General features: G+C 60.7%; 17 protein-coding genes and 1 pseudogene. 4 read left to right on the forward strand and 14 right to left on the reverse strand.

Annotation, left to right across the window (positions count from 1 at the left end; all coding sequences use genetic code 11):
- Nucleotides 1-87: 87 nt before the first annotated feature.
- Both K0H47_RS28185 and K0H47_RS28190 read left to right on the forward strand, forming a co-directional pair.
- Complete coding sequence (locus tag K0H47_RS28185) at nt 88-2,625, forward strand: PAS domain-containing protein (protein ID WP_219273974.1); 2,538 nt, start codon at nt 88-90, stop codon at nt 2,623-2,625.
- A gap of 27 nt (nt 2,626-2,652) precedes the next feature.
- Nucleotides 2,653-2,943, forward strand: a pseudogene (locus tag K0H47_RS28190) (peptidylprolyl isomerase); the annotation flags it as partial.
- Nucleotides 2,944-3,068: 125 nt separating this feature from the next.
- Here the strand turns inward: K0H47_RS28190 and K0H47_RS28195 are convergent.
- The 8 genes from K0H47_RS28195 to K0H47_RS28230 form a co-directional block, all read right to left on the reverse strand.
- Nucleotides 3,069-3,977 carry a sugar kinase gene (locus tag K0H47_RS28195; RefSeq protein ID WP_219273975.1) on the reverse strand — a complete coding sequence of 303 codons (909 nt, stop codon included), beginning with the start codon at nt 3,975-3,977 and terminating at the stop codon, nt 3,069-3,071.
- 129 nt (nt 3,978-4,106) lie between these two features.
- Complete coding sequence (locus tag K0H47_RS28200) at nt 4,107-5,315, reverse strand: amino acid deaminase (RefSeq protein ID WP_219273976.1); 1,209 nt, start codon at nt 5,313-5,315, stop codon at nt 4,107-4,109.
- Nucleotides 5,316-5,324: 9 nt separating this feature from the next.
- The gene (locus K0H47_RS28205; RefSeq protein ID WP_017479820.1) at nt 5,325-6,089 is read right to left on the reverse strand and encodes an IclR family transcriptional regulator; all 765 of its coding nucleotides are present in this window, start codon (nt 6,087-6,089) and stop codon (nt 5,325-5,327) included.
- A 169-nt stretch (nt 6,090-6,258) separates the two neighbouring features.
- Nucleotides 6,259-6,648: a RidA family protein gene (locus K0H47_RS28210; RefSeq protein ID WP_003208000.1), complete on the reverse strand. Its 390-nt coding sequence runs from the start codon at nt 6,646-6,648 to the stop codon at nt 6,259-6,261.
- 24 nt (nt 6,649-6,672) lie between these two features.
- Nucleotides 6,673-7,458 carry an amino acid ABC transporter ATP-binding protein gene (locus K0H47_RS28215; protein WP_063029216.1) on the reverse strand — a complete coding sequence of 262 codons (786 nt, stop codon included), beginning with the start codon at nt 7,456-7,458 and terminating at the stop codon, nt 6,673-6,675.
- Nucleotides 7,455-8,117, reverse strand: a complete 663-nt coding sequence (locus tag K0H47_RS28220; protein WP_017479818.1) for an amino acid ABC transporter permease — start codon at nt 8,115-8,117, stop codon at nt 7,455-7,457. Before K0H47_RS28220 ends, K0H47_RS28215 begins: the two co-directional genes overlap by 4 nt.
- A 9-nt stretch (nt 8,118-8,126) precedes the next feature.
- Complete coding sequence (locus K0H47_RS28225) at nt 8,127-8,789, reverse strand: amino acid ABC transporter permease (RefSeq protein WP_063029214.1); 663 nt, start codon at nt 8,787-8,789, stop codon at nt 8,127-8,129.
- 53 nt (nt 8,790-8,842) lie between these two features.
- Nucleotides 8,843-9,691: a transporter substrate-binding domain-containing protein gene (locus tag K0H47_RS28230; RefSeq protein ID WP_017479817.1), complete on the reverse strand. Its 849-nt coding sequence runs from the start codon at nt 9,689-9,691 to the stop codon at nt 8,843-8,845.
- Between the two features lie 337 nt (nt 9,692-10,028).
- Between K0H47_RS28230 and K0H47_RS28235 the strand changes: the two genes are divergently transcribed.
- Together K0H47_RS28235 and K0H47_RS28240 are read left to right on the forward strand one after the other, a co-directional pair.
- Nucleotides 10,029-10,265 carry a hypothetical protein gene (locus tag K0H47_RS28235; protein WP_177070927.1) on the forward strand — a complete coding sequence of 79 codons (237 nt, stop codon included), beginning with the start codon at nt 10,029-10,031 and terminating at the stop codon, nt 10,263-10,265.
- Between the two features lie 145 nt (nt 10,266-10,410).
- Nucleotides 10,411-10,788, forward strand: coding sequence for a co-chaperone YbbN (locus K0H47_RS28240; RefSeq protein ID WP_093208818.1), 378 nt, complete (start codon nt 10,411-10,413; stop codon nt 10,786-10,788).
- On the opposite strand, the gene K0H47_RS28245 is transcribed toward K0H47_RS28240, so the two are convergent.
- The 6 genes from K0H47_RS28245 to K0H47_RS28270 all read right to left on the reverse strand — a co-directional run bounded on the left by K0H47_RS28245 (nt 10,724) and on the right by K0H47_RS28270 (nt 16,915).
- A complete protein-coding gene (locus K0H47_RS28245) occupies nt 10,724-11,566 on the reverse strand; it encodes a PhzF family phenazine biosynthesis protein (RefSeq protein WP_093208814.1) in 843 nt (280 codons plus the stop codon). The genes K0H47_RS28240 and K0H47_RS28245 overlap by 65 nt on opposite strands.
- 79 nt (nt 11,567-11,645) lie before the next feature.
- Nucleotides 11,646-13,199: a TerC family protein gene (locus K0H47_RS28250; RefSeq protein ID WP_063029207.1), complete on the reverse strand. Its 1,554-nt coding sequence runs from the start codon at nt 13,197-13,199 to the stop codon at nt 11,646-11,648.
- A 421-nt stretch (nt 13,200-13,620) separates the two neighbouring features.
- The gene (locus tag K0H47_RS28255; protein ID WP_219273977.1) at nt 13,621-13,989 is read right to left on the reverse strand and encodes a lysozyme inhibitor LprI family protein; all 369 of its coding nucleotides are present in this window, start codon (nt 13,987-13,989) and stop codon (nt 13,621-13,623) included.
- 39 nt (nt 13,990-14,028) lie between these two features.
- Entirely contained in the window at nt 14,029-14,595 is a 567-nt protein-coding gene (locus K0H47_RS28260; RefSeq protein WP_063029201.1) for a hypothetical protein, read from the reverse strand.
- 42 nt (nt 14,596-14,637) lie between these two features.
- Nucleotides 14,638-15,828, reverse strand: coding sequence for a sugar transporter (locus tag K0H47_RS28265; protein WP_219273978.1), 1,191 nt, complete (start codon nt 15,826-15,828; stop codon nt 14,638-14,640).
- A gap of 88 nt (nt 15,829-15,916) precedes the next feature.
- Nucleotides 15,917-16,915 carry a bile acid:sodium symporter family protein gene (locus tag K0H47_RS28270; protein ID WP_063029197.1) on the reverse strand — a complete coding sequence of 333 codons (999 nt, stop codon included), beginning with the start codon at nt 16,913-16,915 and terminating at the stop codon, nt 15,917-15,919.
- Nucleotides 16,916-16,960 lie beyond the last annotated feature (45 nt).

Here is a 16,960-nt window from a genome sequence, read left to right on the forward strand (position 1 = left end):
GCTATTTTTCGAGGGTGGAAAGCCGATCACTCCTCGCGGGATAATCGGCTTTTGTCATTCTTCAAGCGTTACGCGCAGGGCATTTTCATGAACGTATCACCCACCGGCAGCGAGGCCGCAGCACTGATTGCGCGGCTGGACTGGGCACGAAGCCCCCTCGGTGACGCCATTGATTGGCCGCAAAGCCTCCGCACAGCCGTCGACATCGTGATCCATTCACCCATGCCGATGCTGTTGTTGTGGGGTGCCGAACTCACCCAGATCTACAATGACGGCTTCGCAATGCTGGCCGGCAACAAGCACCCTGGCGCCTTTGGCCAGCCTGCCGACCTGATCTGGCCGGAACTCAAGCCCTTCACCGACCCGATCTACAGCGCCGTCTTGGCGGGCCAGGTGCGCACGTTCACCGAGCAGCGTTTCGTGCTGCAACGCAATCACCGCGACACCGAGATCTGGCTCGACCTGACCTACAGCCCGATCCGCGACGAGCGTGGTGAGGTCGCCGGAATCCTGATCACCGCCATCGAAACCAACGAGCGCCGGCGCATCGCCCTGGAACTCCAGCAGCGCACCGAAAACAGCCTCAGGGCCCAGCGCGATACCGAACAGCGCCTGCAACTGGCCCTGGCCGCCACCGACGCCGTGGGCACCTGGGACTGGGACATTGGCGAAGACCGGTTTATCGCCGATGCACATTTCGCCCAACTGCATGGGGTTGACCCCTGCGATGCCGGCCTGCTGCCCATCAGCGACTACCTGAAGGGCGTGCACCCCGAAGACCGTGGCATGGTGGCCCGCAGCATCAAGCATTGCATCACCCACGGCACCGAATACGCCGAGGAATACCGCCTGCTGCAGGCCGACGGCGAAGTGCGCTGGGTGTTTGCCCGGGGCCGTTGCTACAAGGATCACCATGGCCGACCGGCACGCTTTCTCGGCGCCGCCCTCGACCTGACCGAACGCAAGCACACCGAACAGGCCCTGCGCCAAAGCCAGACCGAGCTGCAACTGATCATCAACGCCATGCCGGTGCTGATCGGCTATGTCGACCACGAGCAGCGTTTTCGCCTGAACAACAGCGCCTACCTGGACTGGTACGGCATGACCCCGCAGGAGCTGTACGGCAAGACCATCCGCGAAGTGGTGGGCGACGAGATCTATGCCGGGCGCGTCGACAAGATCGAGGCGGCGCTCAAGGGCAAGGCTTGCAGTTTTGTCACCGTCACGCCGCACCATGACGGCCGACCCCGCCACGCGCTGATGAAGTACCTGCCGCGTTTCAGCGCTGACGGTTCAGTCAACGGTTTCTACATTTTTGTGATCGACGAGACCGAGCGCAAACTGACCGAAGAAGCCCTGCGTCACCTCAACGAAAACCTCGAAGAGCGCGTCAACCAACGCACCCAGGCCCTGGCCGAAGCCAACCAGCGCCTGCAAAACGAGATGTTCGAGCGCGAGCGTGCCGAAGACGCCCTGCGCCATGCACAGAAGATGGAAGCGGTCGGCCAGCTCACCGGCGGCATCGCCCATGACTTCAACAACATGCTCACCGGGATCATCGGCAGCCTGGACCTGATGCAACGCTACATCGCAGCCGGACGCAGCGACGAGATCGGCCGGTTCACCGACGCCGCGGTGTCCTCGGCTCATCGTGCCGCTGCGCTGACCCACCGCCTGCTGGCGTTCTCCCGCCGCCAATCCCTGGACCCCAAGCCGGTGGATCCGAATCAGTTGGTGGCGTCCCTGGAAGACCTGTTCCGCCGCACCAAGGGCGCGCACATCGAACTCAAGGTGCAACTGGGCACCGACGTGTGGCCGGTGAACACCGACGCCAGCCAGTTGGAAAACGCCCTGCTCAACCTGGTGATCAACGCCCGCGATGCGATGCCCGACGGCGGGCAATTGTGCATCGAGACCGCCAACAGCTACCTCGACGGCACCGACATCACCACCCTGGAGCCGGTCAAGGCCGGCGACTATGTGATGCTTGGCGTGAGCGACAACGGCGCCGGCATGACCGCGAAGATTCTCGCCAAGGCTTTCGACCCGTTCTTCACCACCAAGCCTATCGGCCAGGGCACCGGCCTCGGGTTGTCGATGATCTATGGGTTTGCCCAGCAATCCGGCGGGCACGTGACCATTGAAAGCCAGCCGGGCCAGGGCACTTGTGTGCGGTTGTACCTGCCGCGCCTGCATGGCACTGCACTGGAACGCACCGTGCCCGCCAGCCACGGTGAAGCCCCGGTGGCCCTGGCGGGTGAAGCGGTGGTGGTGGTCGAGGATGACGCGGCGGTACGGATGCTGGTGGTGAATGTGCTGGGTGAACTGGGCTATACCGCGCATCAGGCCGCCGATGCGCGGGCGGCATTGCCGTTGCTGGAGTCCGACCTGCGGGTGGATTTGCTGGTGACCGATGTGGGCTTGCCGGGAATGAATGGTCGGCAATTGGCCGAAATCGCCCGGCAACACCGGCCGGCACTCAAGGTGCTGTTCATGACCGGTTACGCCGAGAAAGCCGCCGAGCGCCAGGGGTTCCTGGAGGAAGGCATGGACATGGTGGCCAAGCCGTTTTCGATTGACCTGCTGGCTAACAAAATCCGCAGCATGATCAGCTCAGAGGCCTGACTTCAGGCATAATCGCGCGCCGTTTCACATCAGGACCGATCAATGAAAGCCCAAGCCCGTCACATTCTGGTGAAAACCAGTGAGGAAGCCGAACAGCTCAAGCAGCGTATTGCCAAGGGCGAAGCGTTTGACGTGTTGGCCAAGAAGTACTCCACCTGCCCTTCCGCCAAGCGCGGCGGTGATTTGGGTGAAGTGCGACCGGGGCAGATGGTGGGGGTGATTGATGCGGTGATCTTCAAGAAGCCGGTGAAGGTGGTTCATGGGCCGATCAAGAGCAAGTTTGGGTATCACTTGGTGCAGGTGTTTTACCGGGATTGAGCGGTGGGCTTTAGACCGCTATCGCAGGCAAGCCAGCTCCCACAGTTGACCGAGTTCTCTCTCAATAATGCGGTCAACTGTGGGAGCCGGGCTTGCCCGCGATCCGCCGCAGGCGGCCAGGCACCTCAATCTCGCGGAATCAAAGCACCTGGCACCTGAATCACCCGGCTCGCCAATCGATGCCCGGCCAGTGCTGCATCCTGCGGCGAACCACCCTTGAGCCGACTGGCGAGATACGCCGCACTGAACGAATCCCCCGCCGCCGTGGTGTCGACCACCTTCTCCACCACCAACGCCGGCACCTCGAATCGATCACCTTCACAGCGAATCAAACACGCATCCGCGCCCCGCTTGAGCACCACTTCGGCAATCGTCGGGTACGCCGCAAACACCTGCTCGCTGTCCTCATAGCCAAACAATGCGCGCTCGTCATCTTCCGTCAGCAAGGCAATGTTCACTTCGGCCAATACCCGGTGATACGCCGCACGCGCCGCGTCCACACTGGCCCACAGGCGTGGCCGGTAGTTGTTGTCGAACACCACCTTGCCGCCGCGCTGGCGGGTTTCGATCAGGGTTTCCAGCAAACGCCCACGGCCCACTTCGCCCAGTACCGCCAGGGTGATGCCGCTGAAATACACCACGTCGTATGCCGCCAGAGCCGCCAGGATCGACTCGGCCGCCGGCGTGGTGAAGCAGTCGCGCACGGCCGCTTCGTTGCGCCAGTAAAGGAATTTGCGCTCGCCGTTGGTATCGGTCTGGATGCAGTACAACCCCGGCAACCGCCCGGGCAGGCGCTGGACCATCCCCAGGCCCAGGCCTTCTTCGGCCCATTGCTTGCACATGGCGTCGCTGAAACTGTCATCGCCCAGGGCGGTGACGTAGTCGACGGTGCTGGGTTCATCCAACTCGCGGCGCAGGTAGACGGCGGCGTTCAGGGTGTCGCCGCCGAAGCTTTGTTGCAGGCTGCCGTCGGCGCGGTGTTGCAGTTCGATCATGCATTCGCCGATGAGGGCGATGCGCGGTTGTGTGTTCATGTCTGGGGGCTCTCGATGTACTGGAGGGCCTCTTCGCGAGCAAGCCCGCTCCCACATTTGATCGCATTTCAACTGAAGGAACTCGGTCGAATGTGGGAGCGGGCTTGCTCGCGAAAGGCGCGACTCGGTCTAGAAGCAGGTATGCAGGCTTTCGATCACCTGCAACTGCTCATCCACCAAATTACCCACTTGCCACTTGTCGAAGGTCAGGCACGGGTGGGAAGTACCGAAGGAGATGATGTCGCCAATGCGCAACTCAACCCCCGGCGCAACCACCATGAACGCATGCTGGTCCATCACGGCGGTGACCTTGCACGCGGTCACGTCATCACCCTCGGCCGGCACCACGCCTGCCTTGTAGCGCTTGAGCGGCACTGGCAGGCCGGCGTCGTAGGCGACGTCGCGCTTGCCCAGGGCGATCACCGCGAAGCCTGGCTCCGGCAGCGATTGCACGTGGGCCCAGACTTCCAGCGCCGGGCGCAGGCCTTCGTTGAGGTCGCTGCGGCGGTCGAGTACGCAGCACTGTGCTTCTTTGTAGATGCCATGGTCGTGGGCCACGTAGCTGCCCGGGCGCAATACGCTGAGGAAGCGGCCGGCGGCGTTCTGGGCTTCGAAGGATTCGGCGATCAGGTCGTACCAGGCCGAACCCGAGGCGGTGATGATGGGCTTGGCCAGGTCGAAGGCGCCGCTGTTTTGCAGGTCGACGGCGAGGCGCACCAGGGAGGCGGCGAATTCGCGGATGCCACTGATGGCGTGCTCGCCGTGGATCACCCCTTCGTAGCCTTCGATGCCGGTGAGGGCCAGCGCAGGCTGGGCCTTGATCGCCTTGGCCAGGTCGAGCACCTGTTGTTCGGTGCGGCAACCGCAACGGCCGCCGACCACGCCGTATTCGATCATCACGTTCAGGCGCAGGCCACGAGCGGCAAAGAACAAACCCAGGTCGGCCACGTTGTCCGGGTGGTCGACCATGCAGTGGAAGTCGAATTCGGGGTCGGCCAGCAGGTCTGCGATCAACGCCATGTTCGGCGCGCCCACCAGTTGGTTGGCCATCAATACGCGGCGAACCCCACCGGCGTACGCGGCGCGGGTCTGCACGGCGTTGGCCAAGGTGATGCCCCAGGCGCCCTGCTCGATCTGCCGCTGGAACAGCGCCGGCATCATGCTGGTCTTGCCGTGGGGCGCCAGCTGCGCGCCGCTGTTGCTGACGAAATCCTGCATCCAGCGGATGTTGTGTTCCAGGGCATCGCGGTGCAGCACCAGGGCCGGCAGGCTGACGTCACGGACCAGATGTGCACCGATGGCGGCGGCGCCTTTTTCAACGGCATTGAAGGCAGACATAGCAATTTCCTATTCGTTGATGCGACGGGCCAGGTTGTTCGCGCTTTCGATCAGTACCCGGCGATAGTCGTTGTAGTTTTTGAGGGCATCGGCCCGTGGGGCGACGATGCACAGGGTCGCAATGCTGATGCCTTGGGCGTCCCGAACCGGGGCGGCAAAGCAGTGGGTGAAGGTGTCGGCGACGCTGTCGAAGGAGAAGAATCCGTCGAGGGTGGCCTGGCGGATTTGCCCGAGGAAGGTTTCCAGAGGCAGGCGCTGACCGTCCGGGAGGATGAAGTCGTCGTAGTCGATCAGGTCGATGATTTGCTGGTCGCTCAGGTGGCCCAACAGCAGGCGGCCGGAGGCGGTCCAGGGGATGGGCGCGTTCTCGCCGATGTCTGAGGAAATGCGGAAATGCCGCTCGCCTTCGCGCATCAGGGCCACGGTGTATTTGCGCCCATTGAGCAGGCACATCTGTGCCGTTTCGTGGGTCTGGCTGACGATTTCCTGCAGGGCGTGGTCGGCTTCACGGGTCAGGTCGAAATGGCGCAGATGGGCCTGGCCGAGGAAGTACAACTGACGGCCGAGGTAGACATGACCGTCCTTGCCGACGGTTTCGAGGATGCGCCGTTCCAGCAGCGAGGCCACCAGTTCGTAGACCGTGGATTTGGGGCTGCCAATGCCACTGGCGATATCATTCGGGCGCAGGGGCTGGCCGATCTCCTTGAGGAAATCGAGGATATCGAACGCCCGGTCGAGGCCTTTGGCGCGGCGTTTGATGGTGTCTTCGGTCATGGCAGTCGTCGGTCCCGTTTGAAGATGTAGCTATCAACACAGATCCCCTGTGGGAGCGGGCTTGCTCGCGAAAGCGGTGTGTCAGTGAATACATCTACAACTGATCCACCGCATTCGCGAGCAAGCCCGCTCCCACATTGGGTCTCCTGTGGTCTCAAGAGACGGGCATTTAGCCTTTTTTCTTGTAGGCCACGCAATCAATCTCAACCTTGCAATCGACCATCATGTTCGCCTGCACACAGGCCCTCGCCGGGGCGTGTTCCGGGTTGAAGTATTCGCCGAACACTTTGTTGAAGCTCCAGAAATCCCGTGGGTCTTCCAGCCACACACCGACGCGCACCACGTCTTCCAGGGCGTAGCCGGCTTCTTCGAGAATCGCCACCACGTTGCGCATGGTCTGGTGCGTCTGCTCGACGATGCCGCCGGTGATGATTTCACCGTCCACCGCCGGCACCTGGCCCGACACGTACAACCAGCCATCCGCTTCCACCGCGCGGGCGAAAGGACGAGGCTGGCCGCCGCCGGCCGTGGCGCCGGTGCCGTAACGAGTAATGCTCATAATGGATCTCCTGAAACGAGTGAATTAAAAACGAATGTTCTTGAGAAATTCCGCCAGTCGCGGCGATTGCGGGCGTTCGAAAATGTCTTTCGGCGGCCCCTGTTCTTCAATGCGGCCCTGGTTCATGAAGACGATCTTGTCCGAGACTTCATAGGCAAACCGCATTTCGTGGGTGACCAGCAACATGGTCATGCCCTCTTCCGCCAAACCCTTGATCACACTGAGCACTTCGCCCACCAGCTCCGGGTCCAGGGCCGAGGTGACTTCGTCGAACAGCATCAGGCTCGGGTTCATCGCAATCGCCCGGGCAATCGCCACGCGCTGTTGCTGGCCGCCCGACAGTTGGCCCGGGAAGTGATTGCGGCGTTCCAGCAGGCCGACACGGTCCAGCCATTTTTCCGCCAGTGCAACCGCCTCGTCCTTGCCCATCTTTTTGACCTTGAGCAGGCCCAGGGTGACGTTCTGCAAGGCGGTCAAGTGCGGGAACAAATTGAACTGCTGGAACGCCATGCCGGTCATCGCACGGTGTTGGGAAATCACCCGCTCCGGGTGACGCACGCGCTTGCCGCCGACGTCGCTGTAGCCGATGGACTCACCGTCGAGGGTGATCTGGCCGCCCTGGAATTCTTCCAGCAGGTTGACGCAGCGCAGCAGCGTGGTCTTGCCCGAACCGCTGGAGCCGATCAACGTCACGACGTTGCCGCGCTGCATGCTCAGGTCGACGCCCTTGAGCACTTCCACCGGGCCGTACTGTTTACGCAGGCCGCGAATGTTCAGCAGCGGCTGGCTTTCATTTGAGGATTGGTTCATGGCAACGCCACCCGCTTTTCAATGTAACGCCCCAGTAATTCGATGGCGTAGTTGATGACAAAAAACATAAAGCCTGCGAACAGGTAGAACTCCAGGGTCATGAACGTCCGGGCAATGACCTGTTGGGTGCTGAGGAGCAATTCGGCCACGCCGATCACCGACAGCAAGGTGGACGCCTTGACGATTTCCGTGGACGAGTTGACCCAGGTCGGCAGGATCTGCCGCAGGGCCTGAGGCAACAGCACGTAGCCCAGGGACTGGTAGAACGTCAGGCCGATGGCCTTGCCGGCTTCCAGTTGCCCCTTGGGAATGGCTTGCAACGCACCGCGCACGATTTCCGAAACGTGGGAGCCGCAGAACAGCGTCAAGCCCACGGCACCGGCCTGGAACGCGGTGATCTGCCAGCCGAGTGCCGGCAGCATGTAGAAGCATGCCAGCACCAGCACAAACACTGGCGTTCCGCGGATCAGGTCGACGTACAGGCGAAACGGTACGCGCATCCAGAATTTGCCGTAGGTCAGGATCAATCCGGCAACGATGCCGATCAGGGTGCCGAAGATGATGGCCAGGGCCGAGCAGTAAACGCTGGTCTGGAACCCCGCCCAGAGGGTTTCCCGGGCGATCCACAACTCATGCAGCCAGCTGGGGGATTCGTACATGGGGGCTCCTTAGCGGCGAATCGCCAAACGCTGTTCCAGGTAACGGAGCAGCATGGCAATGAGGTAACAGGCAGCCACGTAGAGCGCGGTCGTGACCATCCAGGTTTCAATCACCCGGTAGCTTTCGACGTTGATCTTGCGGGCGTAATAGGTCAGCTCCGGCACCGCGATGGCGGCCGCGAGGGAGGTATCCTTGAACAGCGAGATAAAGTTGTTCGACAGCGCCGGCAGCACGTTGCGCAGCATCACCGGCACGGTGATGTACGCGCGGATGCGCCATTCGCCCAGGCCGATGGCCAGGCCCGCTTCACGCAACCCCTTGGGAATGTTCAAAAGGCCTGCGCGGAACACTTCGGTGAGGTAGGCACCGGCGTACAGCGACAGGGTGATGATGAACGAGGGGATCTTGTCCAGCCGGATCCCGAGGCTGGGCAAGGCGAAGTAGATCAACAGGATCAGCACCAGGATCGGGGTGTTGCGGATCACCGTCACATACACCGAGGCCACGATGCGCAGCGCGCGGTGTCTGGACAGCATGGCAAACGCCATCAACAGGCCGATCACGCAACCGATGGCGATGGACAGCAGTGCCAGTTCAAGGCCGAGGCCGAGCCCCGCCAGCAAGCTGGGGAAGTCGCGCCACACAGCGGCAAAGTTCAACTGATAGTTCATGGTCAGCAGTACCTGATTGGGGCGCCGTCAGCGACGCCCCCAGTGTTTACGAATTACTTGAACTCAACCGGGAAACCGATCGCAGGCTCTGGCAGATCCACACCGAACCATTGCTTGAACGAGGCCTTGTACATCGGGAACTCCACGCCGGTCATGGCTTCGTGCAGCGCGGTGTTGACGAAGTTCAGCCAGTCCTGGTCGCCACGCTTGACGGCGCACGCGTAGGTCTGCGGGCTCCAGGCGTAGGCTGGGCTGCGGTAACGGCCCGGGTTTTGCACCATCAGGTACTTGACCGAGGACTGGTCCGTGGCGGCGGTGTCGGCACGGCCGGAGTTCACGGCCTGGTACATCAGGTCGACGCTGTCGTACTGGTCGACCTTGGCTTTAGGCAAGGCCTGGTGCACCAGTTCTTCGGCGTAGACGTTTTGCAGCACGGCCACGGTGACGCTGTCGCCGGCCGCCTGCAGGTCTTCGATTTCCTTGTACTTGCTGTTGGCCGGCAGCAGCAGCCCCACGCCTTCGCGGTAGTACGGCAGGGTGAAGGCCACTTGCTGCGCACGGCTGGCGGTGACGGTGATGAACTGGCAGCTCATGTCGACCTTGTCGGTCAACAGGTTGGGAATCCGGGCGTCGGAGGACTGCACCACGTATTCGACTTTGCTCGGGTCGTTGAACAACCCCTTGGCCACGATATGGCCGATGTCGATATCAAAACCTTGCAACTTGCCATCCGCTCCCTGGAAGTGCCACGGCGCATTGGTACTGCCTGTACCCACGATCAGATGCCCACGCTTGAGCACTGTATCGAGCTTGCTGTCCGCCGCCTGCACTACGCTGGCGAGGGAAGCCGATGCGGCGAAGAGAAAAACACACGCTTTGAACACGGAAGGTCGGTGATGCATGACAAGCACTCCAGGGGTTGTGTATTCCGCTATACCGGAACTTAGTATGTAACAACGGAATAGACAGCAGAAAGTGTGCCACACGCAGTAACAGAAAAATATTGCGGGATTAATTTCTTTTTAAATCAACGGGATAAATTTGTATCGGCAACAAGGCACTGGGCCAGCAGCTGAAATCGGATTGCTACCGTTGGCTACACACCGGGGTGACAGGCCACATTTGGGTGCGGGTGCGGGTCGTTACCGTGCACACAAGCGGTGCGGCGGCCGTGAATGGAAGAATCCCGTGGCTGGGCTAGGCTTGGCAGATGATCGAGCCCCCAAGGAACGCGTTCAGATGAAGATTAGTCTTGTCCTTATGTTGTTGTCGCTGGCGTTTGCTAGCCAGGTGTTCGCCAAGGATGACCGGCGCGAATGCAAGGCCGAGCTGGTCAAGCTGAAGGCGGCGTTCAGTACGAACTACACCACGCAGAATCATCATGGGTATCGTCGGGCGAAGGATGCCAAGGATCAGGGCGACTATAAGCAGTGCGTGGGGTTGGCGAAGAAGGCTCGGGAGCGGGCGGAGCGCTGAATCCTTCGGGGCTGCGCAGCCCAGCGGGAGCAAGCTCCCTCGCCACAATGGACCAGTTGGAGGTGGGTACCTGTCAGTTTTGACAGTAGACGGTTTTGATCGCCGGGATTAGCGTGGGCCAAGCCTTTCGCTCAAGGAGATCATCATGGGAATTGCAACGGCGGTGATTGCCGATGCCAAGGCGTATCAGCAGGTGCTCAAGGCACACAAAACAGTGTTCATGCTGTTTGTTTCGCAGCATTGCCCGGCCTGCGGGGAAGCCGGGCCACTGTTTGAACGGATTGCCGGGAAATACGCCAGCTCCGTGAAAAGCCTGGTGCTCGACACTGCCCAAACCCCGAGGCACCCAGAGGTAACCGGCACTCCCACACTGCTGGTTTTCCAGAACGGCGAGATGGTCGAGAAGCTGAAGGGGTTCGACGAGAAGACCCTGAGCGAGACGTTCGCCAAGACCAGAATCAGTCCTCCAACATCAACCGCGCCGTCCCCGACACCCGAATCGAGGCACCCTTCTCATCAGTGATCTGCGCCTGCAAACGCGAACGGCTGCCCATGTCCTCGCCTTGAATGATGTTGATGCACCCGCTATGCGGCCAGCCCAGGTCCCGCAGATAGCCGGCAAAGGCGGCGGTCGCGGCGCCAGTGGCGGGGTCTTCGTACACACCACCCACCGCAAACGGGTTGCGGGTGTGGAACAGTGTCGGGCTTTCTGCAAACACCAGCACCACGGTGCCCAAACCGGCGTCGGTCATGTAGCGGCGACCGGCTTCCAGTTCATAGTGCATCTGGCTGAGCTTGGCGCGGCTGTCGAGGGCCAGCACCAGATGGGAGATGCCGGCATGGATGATCGCCGGCGGAATGCTCGGGTCCAGGTCATTGCGGGTGTAACCGAACAAGGTCAGGCCCGCGTCCACCAGCGCATCGTTGGCCGGTGCGCTGCGGGTTGGCGGGGATTGCAGGGCCGCTTCGATCAGGTCGCCTTCGCTGCGGCCGCTGACGGAAATATCGCCGTTGTTCAAGGTCAGGTGGAATTCACCGTCGCCCAGCGCCAGGCTCAAGGCCGCGCCGAGGGCGATGGTGGCGTGCCCGCAAAAGGCGACTTCGGACTCCGGCGCGAAGTACCGCACACGCCAGCCGTCATCCTGCGGGCAGGCGAATACCGTTTCCGAAAACCCGACTTCGTGGGCGATACGCTGCATTTCTGCGGCTTCCGGCAGGTTGTCACCGATCCATACGCCTGCCGGGTTACCGCCCTGGTTACCGTCACAAAATGCAGAAATCTTAAGCACGTCCAAAGTCATTCGGGTAACCCTTCCTTAACGGTTCAATGAGCGCCGATGCTATCCAAAGGCCAGCGCAGCGTCGAATGAAATTCACCCGTTAGAGAGGAGCCAGCAACACCTGAGTAACTCGCCGCTCCTCCACCGCTGCCACGGTCAGGCGCCACCCTTCATGTTCCAGGCTATCGCCGACGGCGGGGAGGCGATCCAGCAGGCTCATCACCAGCCCGGCCAGGGTCTGGTAATCCTCCGTCGCCACCGCCTTGAAGCCGGTGCGCTGGCGAATCAGGTTAAGGTTCAAGGCACCATTAACCCGAAAGCCACCCTCTTCCTCAACGATGTCTGGCCCTTCGACTTCACTCGCATCCGGCAACTCACCGGCGATGGACTCGAGGATGTCGGTCATGCTCAACACCCCGATAAAGTCACCAAATTCGTTGATCACGAACGCAATGTGAGTAGATTCCTGACGCATCTGCTCCAGGGCATTGAGAATCGAAAAACTCTCCAGCAGGTTGACCGCTCGGCGCGCCAAGTGCTCCAGGTTCGGCTCGTTACCGGCCAGGTATTCCTTGAGCAACTCCTTCTTGTGCACAAAGCCCAATGGCTCGTCGACATTACCGTTGCGGATCAAGGGCAGACGCGAGTAAGACGAATGCATCAGTTTCAGGCGGATAGTGTCGGGATCGTCCGACAGATCTATAGAGTCCACCTTCGCCCGAGGCGTCATCAGGGTACGGATCGGGCGTTCAGCCAGTTGCAGCACGCCACTGATCATCACCCGCTCACGCCGATCGAACAGCGGCCCGCCGTTGGCATCAGGGTTATCCAGCAGGTCGGCCACCTCTTCACCCACCTCCTCCACTGCCAGATTACGCCCGCCGAGCAAACGCATCACCGCATGGGCCGTGCGCTCACGCCTCGGCAGCGTGCCTTGAGCCGACTTCTTGCGGCGCGACCGAGCGATCTGGTTGAACACCTCGATCAGGATCGAGAAACCGATGGCCGCGTACAGATAGCCTTTAGGAATGTGGAAGCCCAGGCCCTCTGCGGTCAGGGCAAAACCGATCATCATCAGGAAGCCCAGGCACAGCATGATCACCGTCGGGTGGGCGTTGACGAAACGGGTCAGCGGCTTGCTGGCAACGATCATCAGGCCAATGGAAATGATCACCGCGATCATCATCACCGCCAGCTCATCCACCATGCCCACCGCGGTAATCACCGCATCAAGGGAGAACACCGCATCCAGCACCACAATCTGCGCAACGATCGGCCAGAACATCGCATAAGCCACGTTGCCAGTGCGCTGGGCCACATGCCCCTCAAGGCGCTCATGCAATTCCATGGTGGCCTTGAACAACAGGAACACACCACCAAACAGCATGATCAAGTCACGGCCCGAAAAACTCTTGTCGAACACCTCGAACAGCGGCTGGGTCAGGGTCACCAACCACGAAATACTTGCCAGCAAGCCCAGGCGCATCAGCAATGCCAGGGACAAACCGATCAGACGCGCACGGTCACGCTGCTCCGGCGGCAACTTGTCCGCCAGGATTGCGATAAACACCAGGTTGTCGATGCCCAGCACCAGCTCCAACACAATCAAAGTCAACAGGCCGAGCCAGGCCGTTGGATCCGCTAACCATTCCATTTTTCAGTATCTCTTCAAGTTTTTCAGAATGCCGGGCACGGCAACGCACGGTCGAGGGACCGGGTAAGGGTAGGCAATCGGAAGACGGGATGCTTGGCCCGGAGGCAGGCGATCAGCGGGAACGGCGACAGTGCATGTCTTGGGGAAAGACGACTGGGAGGCTCCGAGAGGGTGTTCATGTAGGTCCTGTTGTGGAAAAAGGACTTGAATCGTACAGGCGAAACAGGAATTTCCTACAATGCAAAACTATTACAAGATCTGTAATGAATTGCGTGAAAGTCCCTTGAATAAAAAACATACCCTGCTTCAGTAGGAGCAAGCTTGCTCGCGATGGACGTGAACGATGACCCGGGAAGCCTGACACCCCACAGTGCTCTCCGGTTTTTCGCGAGCAAGCTCGCTCCTACAGAAAGCGGCCTGTTCAGAACGGTCCTTTCGTCATCACCCGCTCATCAATAAAGCTGCGCAACATCGCAATACGCTGCGTATAGGCTTTGCTCAGGCAACTGACTTGGGCGCCGCACGTATGCCGTTGCTTGAGCCACACAGCCTGATCATCCATCAACGAACCACGTCCTCCCATGGCCATGAAGTGCCGGTTGAGGTCATAAAGCAGCGCCATGGTCACGTCCTGATCATTGAGGGAGCGCGTGGCACAGATGGTTTTCTCGTCAGGCGCCTTCGCCCGGTCACAGTCAAAACTGGCCGCCAGGCTTGCAGGGCTGAGCCACAACACGCAAAACCCGGCGAGCACTGCAAATACCGCCGGTTTAATCAAACGAACTACCATGGAAATACCTCCTGTAGGAGCAAGCAGTAAGCGGCGCCATCAGTGAGTTGAGGTTTTAAACTTTGCAAACGCATCCAGATAAGCTGCCTTCAACCCCACACTGACGGCATCGAGGGTAGCTGAATTGAAAGCCACTTTATCCCGCTGAATAAGCGTCTGGCCTGCGCCTTTTATCTTGATTCGTGAATGCCCGGCATATTTGACACCGCCGATATAGACCGAAAGCTCTACATCAGTTGCATAGTATTCGGGATCACTCCAGGTTTTTACGAAAACCCGATCAATCTCGACCCGGGTTTTAATGGACGATGTCGAATCAGACCCTATAGCCCGCTTGGTAAAGCCAACCCAATCATCAACAGGAACATTGGCCATCCCCTCGTAGAGGCTGACGATTTCGTGATTCGCGGCATGCCATACAATCTTGCTTCGCTCAGTACAGGGCCCACAACGCTCGTAGCCTGAAACCCCGACAATATCCGACTGAACAGCACTGTTCTTAATGCTGGCCAACTCCGCGTCAGAGGTATAAGAAGCGAAGTGCAACTGATTGGTGACGCAACCACCCAGCATCAATAAAACAGCGATCAGCAACCCTGCTTTCATACTAAATCCCTAGAAAAAACCACTGCATTAAGAATGTCGCGCCTACAGAGGGCCGCGAGCCACACCCTGCCCAAACCGATAAATCGCCAGGCAATACCCAATCAACGCCACTGCCGCCAGCAACCCGCCGGCCGCGCCGATCCAGGCGAAACCAAAGTGGCTGCCCACCCAACTGCCCATCAACGCCCCGCCGCCAATGCCGATGTTGTAGATCCCGGAAAACATCGCCATCGCCACATCCGTGGCATCCGGCGCCAGCACCAGCACCTTCGATTGCAGCGCCAGGCCAAAGCCCATGATGGCCATGCCCCAGAACACACTCAGGGTCACCAGGTACGACACCTCGCCACTCAACGGCAACAACAACGCCAGGCACAGCGCGAGGATGGTCACCGCGCTGATCAGGAAACGATGGGGATTAAAGCGATGCACCAGGCTGAACAACAACGAACCAATGATCCCCGCACCGCCGAACACCAGCAGGATCAGGGTCACGGTGTTGCCACTCATGCCGGCAACACCTTCAACAAACGGCTCAACATAGCTGTAGGCCGTGAACTGCGCCGTCACCACCATCGCCGTCAGCACGTACAGCGCCACCAGTGCCGGGCGCTTGAACAGCAGCGGCAGGCTGCGCAACGAGCCGGAGTTCTGGCTCGGCAGCAGCGGTAAGGTGCGCGCCAGCCAGAACACCAGCCCGCCGGCAAACGCGCCGATCACCAGGAAGGTGGTGCGCCAGCCCATGGCTTCGCCCAGCAGGCGGCCGAGCGGGATGCCCAACACCATGGCCAGGGAGGTGCCGGTAGCGAGCAAGCCGAGGGCCTGCACCTGCTTGCCCTCCGGTGCCAGGCGCACCGCGAGGGAGGCGGTAATCGACCAGAACAACGCATGGGACAGGGCAATGCCGACCCGGCTGAGCATCAGGATGCCAAAGCTGGTGGCCACGCTGGACAGGATATGGCTGGCGATAAACATGCCGAACAGCACGATCAGTAGCTTGCGCCGCTCGACGTTGCGGGTCAGCAGCATCACCGGCAGCGAGGTCAGGGACACGATCCAGGCATAGATAGTCAGCATCAGGCCGACGCTGGCAATGGGCATGTCGAAGCTCGCCCCGATGGCACTCAGCAAGCCGACCGGCACAAATTCGGTGGTATTGAAAACGAAAGCGGCCAACGCGAGAGCGAAGACCGGTTGCCAGTTGGCTTGAGGTGTTGCGGCGGAAATGCTCATTGACAGGTCGTCGTACTCGTTTGCGCGCAGATCAAGCCGGCCCGATGCCGGGCCTTGAGCCGCGCGCAAAAAATAGTAACACGACGATTCAGGGATCGACTTGCCCCATCAGCTCGGGAATCGATTCCGGACGCTTGGCATACCGCTGGGCCAGCGCCGCACAGACCATCAACTGGATCTGGTGAAACAGCATCAGCGGCAAAATCAACACGCCCATACTCGCCCCGGCGAACAACACCTGGGCCATCGGCACACCCGTGGCCAGGCTTTTCTTCGAGCCGCAGAACAGGATGGTGATCCGGTCTTCCTGGCTGAAACCAAACGCCTTGCCCAGCACCGTGGACGCCACCAGCACCAGCCCCAGCAACACACAGCACGCCACCACCAGGCCGCCCAGCTCCCACAACGGAATCTGGTGCCAGATGCCTTCGTTGACTGCTTCACTGAACGCGCCGTAGACCACCAGCAGGATCGAACCCTGGTCGACGAACTTCAGCCAGGATTTGTTACGCCCCACCCACTCGCCGATCCAGCGACGGGCGATTTGCCCGGCGATGAACGGTAGCAGCAGTTGCACGCTGATTTTCAGGATCGCATCGACGGTGGAACCGCCATCGCCATGCACGTTGAGCAGCAAGGTCACCAGCAACGGCGTCAGGAAGATCCCGAACAGGCTCGACGCCGCCGCGCTGCAGATCGCCGCCGGGATGTTGCCCCGGGCCAGCGACGTAAAGGCAATCGCCGACTGCACGGTGGCGGGCAACGCACACAGATAGAGCATGCCCATGTACAGGTCTTTGCCGATCAGCGGTGACAACACCGGCTTGAGCGCCAGGCCCAGCAGCGGAAACAGCACGAAGGTCAGGCTGAACACCAGCAGGTGCAGGCGCCAGTGCCCGGCACCGGCGACGATGGCCTGGCGCGACAGCTTGGCGCCATGCAGGAAAAACAGCAGCGCGATGGCCAGGTTGGTCACCCAGCCAAAGGCCACGGCGGTCTGGCCGCTGGCGGGCAACAGGGACGCGAGGATCACCGTGGCCACCAGGGTCAGGGTGAAGTTGTCAGGTAAAAAGCGTGGGCGGGTCATAAGCCAATCTTCCAGGGGTTGCCAAGAGCATCGTCGCGACTCTAA

It is taken from the genome of Pseudomonas sp. Xaverov 83 (genome assembly GCF_019352905.1).
In the GTDB taxonomy this organism is placed as follows: domain Bacteria; phylum Pseudomonadota; class Gammaproteobacteria; order Pseudomonadales; family Pseudomonadaceae; genus Aquipseudomonas; species Aquipseudomonas yamanorum.

What these genes read in the sequence shown, in the direction of transcription:
- K0H47_RS28250 (WP_063029207.1), bottom strand. Translation starts at nt 13,199, where the DNA reads ATGGAATGGTTAGCGGATCCAACGGCCTGGCTCGGCCTGTTGACTTTG.
- K0H47_RS28215 (WP_063029216.1), bottom strand. Translation starts at nt 7,458, where the DNA reads ATGAACCAATCCTCAAATGAAAGCCAGCCGCTGCTGAACATTCGCGGC.
- K0H47_RS28200 (WP_219273976.1), bottom strand. Translation starts at nt 5,315, where the DNA reads ATGTCTGCCTTCAATGCCGTTGAAAAAGGCGCCGCCGCCATCGGTGCA.
- K0H47_RS28270 (WP_063029197.1), bottom strand. Translation starts at nt 16,915, where the DNA reads ATGACCCGCCCACGCTTTTTACCTGACAACTTCACCCTGACCCTGGTG.
- K0H47_RS28245 (WP_093208814.1), bottom strand. Translation starts at nt 11,566, where the DNA reads ATGACTTTGGACGTGCTTAAGATTTCTGCATTTTGTGACGGTAACCAG.
- K0H47_RS28255 (WP_219273977.1), bottom strand. Translation starts at nt 13,989, where the DNA reads ATGGTAGTTCGTTTGATTAAACCGGCGGTATTTGCAGTGCTCGCCGGG.
- K0H47_RS28185 (WP_219273974.1), top strand. Translation starts at nt 88, where the DNA reads ATGAACGTATCACCCACCGGCAGCGAGGCCGCAGCACTGATTGCGCGG.
- K0H47_RS28210 (WP_003208000.1), bottom strand. Translation starts at nt 6,648, where the DNA reads ATGAGCATTACTCGTTACGGCACCGGCGCCACGGCCGGCGGCGGCCAG.
- K0H47_RS28235 (WP_177070927.1), top strand. Translation starts at nt 10,029, where the DNA reads ATGAAGATTAGTCTTGTCCTTATGTTGTTGTCGCTGGCGTTTGCTAGC.
- K0H47_RS28205 (WP_017479820.1), bottom strand. Translation starts at nt 6,089, where the DNA reads ATGACCGAAGACACCATCAAACGCCGCGCCAAAGGCCTCGACCGGGCG.
- K0H47_RS28220 (WP_017479818.1), bottom strand. Translation starts at nt 8,117, where the DNA reads ATGTACGAATCCCCCAGCTGGCTGCATGAGTTGTGGATCGCCCGGGAA.
- K0H47_RS28265 (WP_219273978.1), bottom strand. Translation starts at nt 15,828, where the DNA reads ATGAGCATTTCCGCCGCAACACCTCAAGCCAACTGGCAACCGGTCTTC.
- K0H47_RS28240 (WP_093208818.1), top strand. Translation starts at nt 10,411, where the DNA reads ATGGGAATTGCAACGGCGGTGATTGCCGATGCCAAGGCGTATCAGCAG.
- K0H47_RS28260 (WP_063029201.1), bottom strand. Translation starts at nt 14,595, where the DNA reads ATGAAAGCAGGGTTGCTGATCGCTGTTTTATTGATGCTGGGTGGTTGC.
- K0H47_RS28225 (WP_063029214.1), bottom strand. Translation starts at nt 8,789, where the DNA reads ATGAACTATCAGTTGAACTTTGCCGCTGTGTGGCGCGACTTCCCCAGC.
- K0H47_RS28195 (WP_219273975.1), bottom strand. Translation starts at nt 3,977, where the DNA reads ATGAACACACAACCGCGCATCGCCCTCATCGGCGAATGCATGATCGAA.
- K0H47_RS28230 (WP_017479817.1), bottom strand. Translation starts at nt 9,691, where the DNA reads ATGCATCACCGACCTTCCGTGTTCAAAGCGTGTGTTTTTCTCTTCGCC.